The sequence below is a fragment of the Alcanivorax sp. NBRC 102024 genome (genome assembly GCF_001602235.1).
In the GTDB taxonomy this organism is placed as follows: domain Bacteria; phylum Pseudomonadota; class Gammaproteobacteria; order Pseudomonadales; family Alcanivoracaceae; genus Alcanivorax.
Window position 1 is genome coordinate 15451 of sequence record NZ_BDAS01000002.1, and the last position, 12649, is coordinate 28099.

A 12649-nucleotide genomic window follows, 5' to 3' on the forward strand; every position below is an offset into this window, starting at 1 on the left:
TGCAGCCATTCTAATCTGAGCATATACTCGGAAAAACTCGGATTTGCTGACCGGAGCGGGGGGCGGGGATATGCGCACAGGAAATTGGCAAGCCACTGATTTTTCGATGAAAAAAGAGCCAAAGCAGGCGCGGTCAAAAGCCTCCGTCGCCGCCATGGTGGAGGCCTGCGCTCGGATTCTGGAGCGCCATGGGTATGCGGGGCTGAGCACCAATGCCATCGCCCAGGTGGCCGGAGTCAGCATTGGATCGGTGTATGAGTATTTCCCGGGCAAGGAAGCCGTGGTGGCGCGCCTGTCCGAGGCGCTGCTGGCGGAAACCACGTCCCTGCTGCATGACCGCCTGGACCTGACCAGTAGCCGCAATGACCTGCCTGTGGCCATGCGCCATTTTCTGGGCGCGCTGTATTCGCTGATGCGCCGGCAGCGCAAGCTGTTACGGGTGTTGGTGTTTCAGGTGCCCTATCTGCACCAGTTACCGGCCACCCGGCAATTGCAGAAAGACTTGCAGCAGGTACTGGAGAGCGGCTTGCAGAAAACCCGCCAGCATTATCAGATGACCGTTCACCCCCATACCCTGTATCTGATGGCAACCTCCACGGCAGGCAGTCTATTGCATCTGGTATTGATGGCGCCGGCCGGGCTGGATCATGAGGCGATCCTCGATACCCTGGCCAGGAAGTTGTCGGAGTGGCTGATAGCAGGTTGAATCTCTCCCGGGCCGGCTCTGTTATCATGGGCGCCAAGCGAAATGATGATGGCGGATTTTTGGGACAACCCATGAAGGAACTTGAGCAGGCAGAAGACGATTTCGCCCAGCAGGCGCTGGTGGAAGCGGTGGAAAACCAGATCGCCGATGGTCATCCCCGCGAGGCCGGTCTGGTGATCATGGACCTGATTGGTCAGGGCGTCGACCGTGACGATGCCCTGGTGAAGATGGCCGATGTGCTGGCGGCGCAGATTGCGCATTCCATGCAGGAAGACCGCCCCTTTGACGTGAACGCCTACGCCCGCGATCTGCTGCAGCTGGCGTCAGCGGCTACCCCCGAGTAATTGCCGGTCCCCCCGCGGGGCTTCCTGCCCGCTTCCCCTGTTCTGCCGCTATTGCCCGTTCTGACTGGCCGGAAAGGGCGGATCTGCCATGGTAACCCGCCGTTATAATGCTAGGCTTGCGCACCCTGGCGATGCGGCCAGCGAACACACACTGAGGTAATCGTGTCCGATATTGAGATCCCCATTGAAGATTTCCGTCCCCCGTCCCTGCGAACCATGGCCCGGGTGACCGCCCTGCAGCGCCGCTATTTCGCAGCAACGCTGGAAGGGGCGGAAAATGTGGATCCGCAACGACCGGGGCTGTTTGTGGGAAATCACGCGCTGATGGGTGTGCTGGACTCCCCGCTGTTTGTCTACGAGTTGTATCGGCAGACGGGGGTGTTTCCCCGTTCCCTGGGCGATCATTTCCATTTTCCGACGCCGGTATGGGGCAAGCTGGTGACCCGTTTCGGCGCCGTGCCCGGTACCCGTGAAAATTGCCGCCGGCTGATGGAGAGTGGCCAGCATGTGCTGGTGTTTCCGGGCGGCGCCCGGGAGGTGGCCAAGCGTCGGGACGAGATCAACAAGCTGGTATGGAAGAAGCGTACCGGGTTCGTCTATATGGCCATCGAGCAGGGGTTCGACATCATCCCCTTTGCGTCACTGGGCTGTGACGAGGCCTACGACATCGTTTATGACGGTGACGATTTTGCCAACGGCTGGCTCGGCAAACGGTTGCTGGGCAACGACAAGGTCAACTCGCTGATGCGTGGCGGCGACTTGTTTATGCCCTTGGTGAAAGGGATTGGTCCCACCCTGCTGCCCAAGGCGGAGCCTTTCCATTTTTCCATCGGCAAACCCATTCCCACGGCGCACCTGCAAGGCCAGGAAAACGATCCCGCCGTGCTCTGGAAATTGCGTGAACAGGTCTCGGATGCCATCACCGGCATGCTGTCGAGCATGGATGAAGCGCGAAAAGCCCAGCCGCGTCCGCTGTGGCGAAAAGTGTTGGGTGCGCGCAAGCACTGAACAGCGACGGCGAGAAAGGGCGAAAAGCAACGCCCTAACCCAGAGTGAGGAACGGCAGCAGCGTTACCAGCAATAGCGCCAGCACGGCCACCAACAATCCCACCACGCGCAGTGGCTGTTCACGCAAACGCCCACCCAGCGTCGGCGCTGTGCCTTCCCGTTGTGCTTGCTCATAGGCTTCTCGCTGGCGGCGGGCGCGGTCCTGCTGATAGTCGGCCAGCAAAGCCTTGGCGCGCTCGCGATCTTCAGGCTGGGTCAGCCAGATGCCCCCGGAGGAAATCCCCCACATGCTCGGGGCCGTCTCATAGAACAGGATCTGGTTTTGTTCCAGCAAGGCGCGCACTTCATCGGCCTCGTCATCGGGAACCCGGCGCAGATTCAGCAGTAAGGTGGTCATGGTGCTCCTGGTTATGTGTCCTGGCCTGCCCGGGCGGAAGCGGCATGGCGCAGAGATGTCTACAGGATACATGGCCGCAGGCCCCAATGGTTACCATTGCGAAGCGTTGCTCCCGGGTCTCACTATCAGTTCAGCAAACCGTGTGACACCCAGCCACCCAGATACAGGCCCAGGCCGAATACCGCATGGGTCAGCAGGCTCTGCAGGCGGGCGGCGTTGGGGGCCGGCGTACGGGAGGCGGCCATGCCGGCTCCCATGCCCGGCTGCATCAACAGAAACGGCGCGGCAACGGTGCCAATACCCACCAGCAAGGCCGGCCCCAGGGTGGGCTGCTCGATCCAGTTTTGTCCTGCTATACCCAGCAGAATTCCCGCGAAGGCCAGGCCGGTCAGATAATGGGCCAGCCAGCCGATGGTCTTTTCACCAGGCATGGCGGGCGATGCGGCAATGGCGGTGTGGCGGAATTGCCCGTGGCGCATATGCAGCAACCAGCGGCCCACCATGGCGTAGTTGGGTGGGGCGACTCCCAGCAAGGGCTGGCGTAGCCAGCTCCAGGCATCCATGACCAGGGTGGCGCAGAGACCGATGACGATCAGGCTGGGTAAAAACGCGATAACGTTATCCATGGGGCTTCCTCAAGATGACTTTGCTGATACTCTGCAACTTGAAGCTGGCTTGAGGTCAAGGTCGTGTTGGATATTACCGAAGTGGTGCGCCGGTCCGGCGTGCCGGCGTCGACGCTGCGCTATTACGAAGAGAAAGGGCTGATCCTTTCCACCGGGCGCCGGGGGCTAAAGCGAATCTTTGCTCCCGGCATACTGGATCAATTGGCGCTGATTGCCCTGGGGCGGGCCGCAGGGTTTTCACTGGATGAAATCGGCGAAATGTTCGATGCCGGGGGCGAGCCCAGCATTGACCGGGATGCCCTGTCGGCAAAGGCCGATGAGCTGGATGACACTATCCGCAAACTGTCAGCCATGCGTGATGGCCTGCGCCATGCAGCAAAATGCCCGGCCCCCAGTCACCTGGAATGCGGCCAGTTTCGGCGCTTGATGAATATCGCCTCGGCGCGTATGAAAGTGGAGAAAAAACGCGGCGGTCAGGAACGGTAAAAACAAGGACGGGACGAGGGCACCCAAATTCCATGGGTGCCCCGGTCGGTATCACTTGTTGAAGACTCAGCCCCAGTCACCCAGCCATTTCTTCTTCGCTTTCTCCACCAGTCCCCGGGCGTCGTGATTCCACGGATGGAACCTGGGGCTGTAGAACTTGAAGTAGGAGGGCAGCAGCTTGCGGAATACGCCGGGGCGGCCCCACATGTAATTCACCGCACCCAACCAGGATTTCATGTTGCCCAGCTGGCCGTCTTCTTTCATCAGTTGCACCAGATGCACGGCAGAGAACACCGGGAACAACACGCTGACGATCATCATTTCCGTGACGCGGGTGAACTCGCTGCCACCAATGGCCTTGTAGACATCAAAAGCCACCGCCTTGTGCTCGGATTCCTCGATGGCATGCCAGGCCCAGATCGGCGCGATGCGCGGGTCCATCTGTTCCAGCGCGTCATACTTGAGCAGGAACTCCTCGGCCATCAGCGCGGTGAAATGCTCCACGGCCACGGTGTGGGCGAGCTGGCGTTCCGGGCTCAGATACTTGCGCATGAGATTCATGAAACCCAGGATTTCCCGCTCCAGCCGGGCCAGATCCACGCCGCGTTCCTGCAGGAAACCATTCATGAGTTCGTGCTCTCGGGAGTGGTGGGCTTCCTGGCCGATGAAGCCCTTGATGGCTTTCTTCAGTTCCGGGTCGGTGATCTGGTCCTGGTAATGGCGCACCGAATCAATGAAAAAACGCTCACCGGGCGGGAAGCTGGCGGACAGGGCGGCCAGCAGCAGGGTTTTCGCCGGGTCGTTGTCCCACCAGTAGCGCGGCATATCGTTCGCCTCGCTGAAGGCGAACTGGGGGCGACGCACCTTGGGAATCATGTTCTTGGGTGTCTTGCTGGCGACGGTGCGTACGGTACCGATGAGGCCTTTGCGTTTCTTGTCCTGATTGATGGGAACAGTGGCATTCATGGTCGTGCTCCTTGCGGCCGTTGGCGGCCCTTCTGTCTTAATATGGCCCATACGGTACTGGTTTCCGGGCAGGGGGCGTGAGATTCTGCACGGACATTGTACTTGTCATCGGTGGCCAAATGCCGCAACGCGAACTCCTGACAGCCACGACTGAACAACTGGCATCGTTCCCGGCCTGGGTGCGTCAGCGCAATCAGTCTGCCACCTACCCGCGTGCCTTCATGGAAGCGGCAGTGGAGAGTGGCGCCTCCCGGGAGCAGCTATTGCAGATTGCCGGTGTTGCCTCCGAGCAGATTGACGATCCTGCCGGGCGGTTGTCCTTGCACGAAACCTGGATGATGGGGGCGGCGGCACTGTCTCTCACGGGCAATGGCAGCCTGGGGTTTGCGTCTGGCGACCGCATGCCCCTCACCGCCCACGGCAACCTGGGCTATGCCCTGATGTGCGCCGGGAGTCCCCGTGAGGCCATCACCATTCTGGAACGCTTCTGGCATCTGCGTGGGCGCGGGGCGCGGTTGATGGTAAGTGAAAGCGAGAATCGCCTGTTGATGGAACTGGTGATGGAGCTGCGTGCGCCGGACGCCCTGCGCGACATGCTGATGAGCTCCATGCTGACCAGCATGTATCGGGGCATGGAATTTCTGATACCACAGCTGCCCGAGCAGCGGGAGATCTGGGTGTATGGGCCGGCGCCGGCGGGGTTTGATCGCTGGCGGTCGCTGCTGGCGACGGTCCGTTTTGGCATGCCCCAGGCCGGCATTTCCCTGACGGGGGATATCACCCTGCTGGATCAACCGCTACCCACCGCCAATCCGGAAGCCCTGTCACTGGCGTTGGCCCAGTGCGAACGGGAAAGCGCGCTGGTGGATGACGACGATGACATCCTGCGCCGTGCCCGTGCTGCCCTGATCCCGGGTGCCTACGGGTACCCGTCTCCAGAGGCCCTGGCCGATAGTCTGCACCTGACGCCCCGCACCCTGCGGCGGCGCCTGCAGGAACAGGGCTACAGTTACCAGCAGCTGCTGGAAGCCGCCCGCCGGCGGGACAGCTGCCAGATGCTGGCGGACCCGGACCTGGAAATTCGCCGCATTGGTGAGGCCCTTGGCTATGGTGACCCGGCCAACTTCACCCGTGCCTTCAAGACCTGGACCGGCCTGTCTCCCCGCGAATGGCGCAAGCGCCAGGATGATGGCTGATTCAGGCTCCCGGCGCAGGATTGCGGGTCTTCCCTTGATGAAGCGGGAATGGATTACATCAAGGCAACGGCCAGATACAGCATCAGGGCCACCTGGGCGAGGAACAGGCTGGCGCGGACAAATACAAGCGGAAAGCTGGTGCCGATCAGGTGCACCAGGCTTTGCCCGATGCGTGCCGCCACAATGAAGCCTGCCACCGCGTTGACGGTCTCGCTCTGACCCGTGGCCGCGGCAACCAGTACCAGGGCGGCAAACAGGGGCAGGTTTTCCAGGCAATTCAGGTGGGCAGCCTTGGCGCGAATCAGGATGGCCGGGTCATCAACCGGGTTGCCCCGCTCCCAGTGATTGGCGGCTTTCTTGCCGGTGAGTACCAGCGGCAGTCGGTAGGTGGCGTAGCTGAGCGCCAGAATCAGCGTCCAGACGATATAAATCAGCAGTGCTGTCATTCCCGTCATGGGGTGGCCCTTTTCGCAGACAAAAAAGCAGCGTGGTGACGGGGAGGGCAAGAGAGCGTGAATGCCGGGGGCTACTACGCCGACCCATAGAAATAGCGGGTCATCAGGAGGGTGACTTCCTCCACGATTTCCGCGTCCGTGTAGAACGGTACCGGCTCCAGCAAGTGTTTGGTGAGAATGGCGCTGCAGGCGTTGAATGCAATGTAGATGGCCCGGTCCAGGTCTTTTACCTGGAGCCGTTGGCGTTGCTTGATCAGAAAGCGGTGCATGGCTTCCATCAGCCGCCGCTCAACATCCCGTCCTTCCGGCAGGTTGGTAATCATGTGCTGGCTTTTCAGTAACTCCGGGAGAATGCCGCCGCGCTGCCGGAAATGCTGAATCCCCAGGCTGGCCCACAGTCGGGTGGATTCCTCCACCGACGTGTCCCCCAGCCCATCCAGCATATCGTTGAGGCCTCGGGTCAGGTCGTTCAGATAGCGTTGTACCACCGCGCTGAGCAGGGCCTGTTTGTTGGGGAAATACTGGTAAAGGGTGGCGATGTTGACGTTGGCCTGCTCGGCCACCTTGTTGGTGGTCAGGGCGTCCAGTCCCTGTGTCAGCACCAGTTCATCGGTGGCTGCAATGATGCGCTCCACCGTGCGCAGGGCACGGGGCTGGGAGGGTTGTTTTTTCAGGGCGCTGAGAGGGAGATTCTGTCGGTCCATAAAACCAAGTATTAACCAAGTAGTTACTTGGATTATGGTCCGGGGACAGCAAACTGCAAGAGGGAATCGTCATGACGGTACCGGCAGCCATGGTTTCCCCCCAGGCCAATCGCCACTGGGAGGCCAAATACGCGGACAGGGTGATGGATCGCATGCGTGGTACCTGTGACCCCCTGGCGGATGCCGTGGCAGCTCGTATCCAGCGGGCCCGCCCGGCACAGATGCTGGATGAGGTCTTTGCCCGGGCAAAGCATGAGGGTGGGGTTTTCTCCGATTATCTGGACCACTGTCACACCATACCGTCCTGGGTGGACTGGCAGCAGGTGGAGCATGCCGCCCGGGTGAACCTGGGCTTTGCCAATGTGCGCTCCATTGCCCTGTTGGTGAGCAGCCTGGTGGAGGGTTATTCCCTGAGCAAGGCGACCCATGTGCTGATTGCCACCGGGCGGTTGCACCAGGACGTATTGCGCCGGGTCTACGAGACATCGCAGATGACCCACAATATGAACGTGCCCGGCGGACTGCGTCCCGGGGCAGAAGGGCATCGCACGGTGATGGAAGTGCGATTACTGCATGCCATGGTGCGCAAGTACTTGCGTGAGCGGGGCTGGGAAACGGAAAAGTACGACGCGCCAATCAACCAGGAAGACATGGCCTTCACCATTATCGAGTTCAACTACCTGGCCCTGCGCGGCATGGAACGTATGGGGGCAGCGCTCAGTGATGATGACAGGGCGGCAAGTCATCACCTGTGGCGTTTCATGGCGCGTCAGAACGGGGTCTGTGACGAGATGCTCACGGACTCCCTGGATGAAGAGATCTACCAGTACCAGCGTATCCGCGAACGCCAGTACAACCCCAACGAAGAGGGCCGCCTGTTGGCCCAGACGGTGATCACCGCCCTGGCCGGCCAGCCGCCCTTCCGGTTGTCGGAAGGGTTGTTGTTTGAATTGAGCCGCATCTGTCTGGGCGATGAACTGGCAGATGTGTATGCGTTGCCGCGCAGTGCGTTTTGGCATCGGGCGGTGCTGGCCTACAAGGCAGCCAACCGGCTCTCCACCCTGGCGCACTATCAGGTGCCCGGGGTGGCCCGATTAAGCGAAAAAATGAATCTCCGCATGCTGCGGGGGGCGTTGCACAAGAATCTGCCTGCGGATCCGCAGAAGCGGGCGTTTCGGCATATTTCCTGATCCGCTACGCGGGCTGGCGTTGCGCAGGAAATCTGAAGGCCGGTCCTGTCAGGCGTCACACCAATGTCGAGTGGCTGATGGCGGTGGCGTCACCTATAGTCGGGGGACGCTGCAATCTCAGGAGTTTCCATGACGGTCCCCACCTACCTGGATATCGGTCATCACATCACCCGCATCGATACAGCCATGGTGCACGGAGGGCTGGCGGCCTGTTATCTGCTTCAGGCGGATCAGGCATGCGCCATCATTGAAACCGGTACCCACAATACAGTGCCAGTCATTCTGGCGTTGTTGGAGGCGCGTGGTATCGAGCTTTCACAGGTGAAGTATGTGATCCCCACCCATGTGCATCTGGACCATGCCGGGGGTGTTGGTGGTTTGATGGCAGCGTTACCCGAAGCCACCCTGCTGGTACACCCCCGCGGCGCCCGCCACATGATCAATCCGGCAAAGCTAAAGGCTGGTGCCACCGCGGTGTACGGTGAGGCACAGTTTGCCGAAATCTATGGCGATATCATTCCTGTGGATGAGCGCCGGGTGCGCACCATGGATGACGGTGATGAAGCCACCGTGGGGGATCGCAGGCTGGTCTTTATCGATACCCCCGGGCATGCCCGTCATCATTTCTGTGTGTATGACCCCACGTCCCGCGGGATTTTCACCGGTGACACCTTTGGCCTGTCCTATCCGCCCCTGACCACCGCCAACGGCCCCTTTATCTGCCCGACCACCACCCCGGTGCAATTCGATCCGCCGGCCCTGAAAGCCTCCATTCGCACCTTGCTGGCCCTGAAACCCGAGCGAATCTATCTCACCCATTACGGCATGGTGGAAAACCCGCAGCCCCTGGGCGAGCGGCTGCTGACCATGGTGGATGACTATGTGGCGCTGGCGGAAGCCGTGGCGGCAACGTCCGACGGTGATGCGCAGGAACAAGCGCTGATGACGGCCATGAGGGAGTATCTGTTTCGCTGCGCCCGGGAACATGGCTGCGAGATGTCCGACGAGCAGCTGGACGCGGTGCTGGGGCTGGATATCCAGCTCAACAGCCAGGGCCTGGCGGTGTGGCTGCAGTCCCGTTCCCGTTAGCCCGACGATGAAAACCGGCATGCCCTAGCAATGACATTATTTGTAGGAGCGTCGCTGGCGGCGCGAAACGGAACGAAGTGGATAACCCGACGTTAGCAATCGCGCCGCGAGCGACGCTCCTACGGAAAGCCGGAAAATGTTTCATTAACGGTAATAGGGTTCCCGGGCGTTCCGGCATCCGATTGTTGCCCGCCATGTTGTTATACTGCGGGCTCTTTTCTCCAAAGCAGGCCTTGTTATGCGCGGTATGAGCCAGGATGTGACCCCCAAGCCCATCGACTGGTCCGTGCTGAAAACCCTGTTTCCCTACCTGCTGGAATTTCGCGCCCGCATTGGCCTGGCGGTGCTGTGCCTGGTGCTGGCCAAGCTGGCCAGTGTGGGGCTGCCGTTTATTCTCAAGCATATCGTCGACGGGCTGGACGCCAAGGATGTCAGTGAACTGATTACCCTGCCGCTGGGGCTGTTGCTGGCCTACGGCGTGGTGCGGTTTTCCAATGTGTTGTTTGGTGAGCTGCGCGATACCTTATTCGGCCGCGTCACCGAGCGCGCCATGCGCCGGATTGGCCTGCAGGTGTTCCGGCACCTGCACACCCTGGATCTGGATTTTCATCTCAATCGTCGCACCGGCGGCCTGTCCCGGGATATCGAGCGGGGCACCAATGGCATCAGTTTTCTGCTGCGCTTCATGGTGTTCAATATCCTGCCCACTCTGCTGGAAATCGGCATGGTCATCGGGCTGCTGTTGTGGAATTACGATGTCTGGTTTGCCCTGATTGTGGCGGTGTCGGTGGCCGCCTACGTGGGCTTTTCCGTGTTCGCCACGGAATGGCGGCTGGCCTTTATTCGTGAGGCTAACCAGGCGGAGTCCTCCAGCAGCACCCGCGCCATCGACAGCCTGCTCAACTATGAAACGGTGAAATACTTCACCAACGAGGATTTTGAGGCGCGCCACTACGACGAAAACCTGGAGCGCTGGGAGCTGGCCCGGGGCAAGAACCGCCTGTCACTGTTCGCGCTCAATGCAGGGCAGTCCCTGATTATTGCCGTGGCGGTGACCGCCGCCATGGTGCTGGCGGCAGTGCAGGTCACCGACAAGGTGATGACCCTGGGTGACTTCGTGCTGATCAATGCCTTCATGATGCAGGTGTTCATGCCGCTGAATTTTCTCGGTTTCGTGTACCGGGAAATGAAAGGGGCCATGACCAATATTGAAAACATGTTTGCGGTGCTGGACGTGAAACCGGGCGTGGTGGATCGCGATGACGCCACAGAACTGACCGTGGCTGACGGCGAGATCCGTTTCCATGATGTGCACTTCGGTTATGGCGATACGCGGGACATTATTCGTGGCGTCAGTTTTACCGTGCCGTCCAAACAGAAGGTGGCGATTGTGGGCAGCAGCGGGGCGGGCAAATCCACCCTCTTCAAACTGCTGTTTCGCTTTTATGACGTGAGCAGCGGAGACATCACCATCGATGGCCAGTCCGTTCGCCAGGTCAGCCAGCGTTCCTTGCGTCGACAGATCGGCGTGGTGCCCCAGGATACCGTGCTATTCAATACCAGCATTTTCGAGAATGTCCGTTATGGTCGCATTGACGCCAGTGATGATGAGGTGCGAGAGGCCATTCGCCTGGCCTACCTGTCCGACTTCATCGCCTCCCTGCCGAAGGGCGAAAACACCATGGTGGGCGAGCGAGGCCTGAAACTGTCCGGCGGCGAAAAGCAGCGGGTGTCCATCGCCCGTGCTCTGCTCAAGCATCCGCCCATCATGGTTTTCGATGAAGCCACGTCGTCGCTGGACAGTCACTCCGAAAAGATCATTCTCAAGGCCATCGGTGAGATTTCTCATCAGCAGACCACCCTGGTGATCGCCCATCGACTGTCCACCATCATGGATGCGGATCGCATCATTGTGCTCGACCGGGGGCAGGTGGCCGAACAGGGCAGCCATGGCGAATTGCTTGCCCGGGGTGGGTTGTATGCCCACCTGTGGCAGGTGCAGCAGCATGAAAGTGGGATGTAGCAGCGGAAAATCCAGAAAGGGAGCGCTAACAGTGGCAGGCAAAAAGGTGTTGATTGTCGGGTTGGAGCCAACCCTGATTGATTTTTCAAACCCCGCCTACGGTTTCGTGCCGGGCATCAATGCAGATAAGGTCAAAGCGGGGCTGGATGCCTCGCAAAGCACGCTTGAAAGGCTGGGTTATTCTGCCGAGCAGTGCCTGATTGATTTTGGCGAAACCGCAGAGGCGGTTCTTCAGCAGCGTTTGGAGCAGAAGCCCTACGACTGTGTGTTGATCGGTGCCGGGGTACGGGTCGTTGAAAGCAATTTCCTGCTTTTCGAGAAGGTGATCAATGTGGTGCACCGCTATGCGCCCCAGGCGCGGCTCTGCTTTAACCGTCGCCCGGATGATACGGCCGAGTCAGTACGGCGTTGGGTATAGTGGAGGCGGCTTTGAGTTTTGCTTGGCTTGGGAGGTGATTCATGGGAAAAGCCAAGCATCTTGGAGTTTAGGGCAAGACCTGAATGCTGTCGGCGGTTACCCTGTTGACCAGAGACCCTTCGAACCGGGAGTTGTTTTTTATGACCGATGACACCTACACCCCACCTCGCGTCTGGAAATGGGACCAGGCTAACGGCGGTGCCTTTGCCAATATCAATCGGCCCATCGCCGGGCCCACCCATGACAAGGCCCTGCAAGTGGGCAAGCATCCCCTGCAGCTTTACTCCCTGGCGACCCCCAATGGCGTAAAGGTCACCGTGATGCTCGAAGAGCTGCTGGAAAAAGGCCACAAGGACGCGGAGTACGATGCCTGGTTGATCAATATCCAGAATGGCGATCAGTTCGGCAGTGGCTTTGTGGAGGTGAATCCCAACTCCAAGATTCCCGCCATGGTGGATCACAGCGTCAATCCGCCGCGCCGGGTGTTCGAGTCCGGCAATATCCTGCTGTATCTGGCAGAAAAATTCGGCGAGTTTCTGCCCGAGGACCCGGGCAAGCGTACCGAAACGTTGAGCTGGCTGTTCTGGCAAATGGGCAGTGCGCCTTTGCTGGGAGGCGGCTTCGGCCATTTTTATGCCTATGCCCCGGAAAAGTACGAATACCCGATCAATCGTTACACCATGGAGATCAAGCGCCAACTGGATGTGCTGGATCGTCAGCTGGCGGAAAACGATTACATTGCCGGCGATGAATACACCATTGCCGACATGGCGATCTGGCCCTGGTATGGGGCGCTGGTGACCAACAAGGTCTATGAGGCGGCGGAATTTATCGAAGCGCACACCTACAAGAATGTGTTGCGCTGGACGGAGCAAATCCGCCAACGTCCGGCGGTGGAGCGTGGCCGTAAGGTAAACCGGGCCTGGGGGGAACCGTCCAGTCAATTGTGGGAGCGGCATGACGCCAGCGACTTCGAGCTGCGCACCCTGGACAAACTGCAAGGTGAGCAATAGCAAACTCCAGGGCTTGCTAAAACGTACG

At 60.0% G+C, this 12649-nt stretch carries 15 protein-coding genes; 10 read left to right on the forward strand and 5 right to left on the reverse strand.

All coding sequences use genetic code 11. The annotated features are described in order from the left end of the window. Positions 1-106: 106 nt before the first annotated feature. The 3 genes from A0251_RS03785 to A0251_RS03795 all read left to right on the forward strand — a co-directional run bounded on the left by A0251_RS03785 (position 107) and on the right by A0251_RS03795 (position 2058). Entirely contained in the window at positions 107-706 is a 600-nt protein-coding gene (locus A0251_RS03785; RefSeq protein ID WP_231874149.1) for a TetR/AcrR family transcriptional regulator, read from the forward strand. A 71-nt stretch (positions 707-777) separates the two neighbouring features. Then, positions 778-1050 (forward strand): hypothetical protein, encoded by a 273-nt coding sequence (locus tag A0251_RS03790; RefSeq protein WP_062815977.1) that lies wholly within the window; start codon positions 778-780, stop codon positions 1048-1050. 162 nt (positions 1051-1212) lie between these two features. After that, positions 1213-2058, forward strand: coding sequence for a lysophospholipid acyltransferase family protein (locus A0251_RS03795; RefSeq protein WP_231874150.1), 846 nt, complete (start codon positions 1213-1215; stop codon positions 2056-2058). Between the two features lie 34 nt (positions 2059-2092). Here the strand turns inward: A0251_RS03795 and A0251_RS03800 are convergent, their stop codons facing one another. Together A0251_RS03800 and A0251_RS03805 are read right to left on the reverse strand one after the other, a co-directional pair. Beyond that, positions 2093-2455, reverse strand: a complete 363-nt coding sequence (locus A0251_RS03800; RefSeq protein WP_062815526.1) for a DUF6164 family protein — start codon at positions 2453-2455, stop codon at positions 2093-2095. Positions 2456-2580: 125 nt separating this feature from the next. Next, positions 2581-3081 carry a DUF2938 domain-containing protein gene (locus tag A0251_RS03805; RefSeq protein ID WP_062815527.1) on the reverse strand — a complete coding sequence of 167 codons (501 nt, stop codon included), beginning with the start codon at positions 3079-3081 and terminating at the stop codon, positions 2581-2583. Positions 3082-3144: 63 nt separating this feature from the next. Here A0251_RS03805 and A0251_RS03810 point away from each other — a divergent pair, with 63 nt between their 5' ends. Then, a complete protein-coding gene (locus A0251_RS03810) occupies positions 3145-3567 on the forward strand; it encodes a helix-turn-helix domain-containing protein (protein ID WP_062815528.1) in 423 nt (140 codons plus the stop codon). Positions 3568-3633: 66 nt separating this feature from the next. On the opposite strand, the gene A0251_RS03815 is transcribed toward A0251_RS03810, so the two are convergent. Then, positions 3634-4533, reverse strand: a complete 900-nt coding sequence (locus A0251_RS03815) for a metal-dependent hydrolase (RefSeq protein ID WP_062815529.1) — start codon at positions 4531-4533, stop codon at positions 3634-3636. 119 nt (positions 4534-4652) lie between these two features. On the opposite strand from A0251_RS03815, the gene A0251_RS03820 reads away from it, so the two are divergent. Then, positions 4653-5729 (forward strand): AraC family transcriptional regulator, encoded by a 1077-nt coding sequence (locus A0251_RS03820; protein WP_062815530.1) that lies wholly within the window; start codon positions 4653-4655, stop codon positions 5727-5729. 53 nt (positions 5730-5782) lie between these two features. Here the strand turns inward: A0251_RS03820 and A0251_RS03825 are convergent, their stop codons facing one another. Next, on the reverse strand, positions 5783-6184 hold the full coding sequence (locus A0251_RS03825; RefSeq protein WP_062815531.1) for an MAPEG family protein: 402 nt from the start codon (positions 6182-6184) through the stop codon (positions 5783-5785). 74 nt (positions 6185-6258) lie between these two features. After that, complete coding sequence (locus tag A0251_RS03830; RefSeq protein ID WP_062815532.1) at positions 6259-6888, reverse strand: TetR/AcrR family transcriptional regulator; 630 nt, start codon at positions 6886-6888, stop codon at positions 6259-6261. A 71-nt stretch (positions 6889-6959) separates the two neighbouring features. Here A0251_RS03830 and A0251_RS03835 point away from each other — a divergent pair, with 71 nt between their 5' ends. From A0251_RS03835 to yghU, 5 genes are all read left to right on the forward strand, one after another. Continuing rightward, positions 6960-8078 carry an oxygenase MpaB family protein gene (locus A0251_RS03835; RefSeq protein WP_062815533.1) on the forward strand — a complete coding sequence of 373 codons (1119 nt, stop codon included), beginning with the start codon at positions 6960-6962 and terminating at the stop codon, positions 8076-8078. 129 nt (positions 8079-8207) lie between these two features. Next, the gene (locus A0251_RS03840; protein WP_062815534.1) at positions 8208-9167 is read left to right on the forward strand and encodes an MBL fold metallo-hydrolase; all 960 of its coding nucleotides are present in this window, start codon (positions 8208-8210) and stop codon (positions 9165-9167) included. Between the two features lie 238 nt (positions 9168-9405). Beyond that, a complete protein-coding gene (locus tag A0251_RS03845; RefSeq protein ID WP_062815535.1) occupies positions 9406-11190 on the forward strand; it encodes an ABC transporter ATP-binding protein/permease in 1785 nt (594 codons plus the stop codon). Between the two features lie 31 nt (positions 11191-11221). Then, on the forward strand, positions 11222-11608 hold the full coding sequence (locus A0251_RS03850) for a hypothetical protein (protein ID WP_062815536.1): 387 nt from the start codon (positions 11222-11224) through the stop codon (positions 11606-11608). Positions 11609-11748: 140 nt separating this feature from the next. Beyond that, positions 11749-12621 carry a glutathione-dependent disulfide-bond oxidoreductase gene (gene yghU / locus A0251_RS03855; RefSeq protein ID WP_062815979.1) on the forward strand — a complete coding sequence of 291 codons (873 nt, stop codon included), beginning with the start codon at positions 11749-11751 and terminating at the stop codon, positions 12619-12621. Positions 12622-12649: the final 28 nt, after the last annotated feature.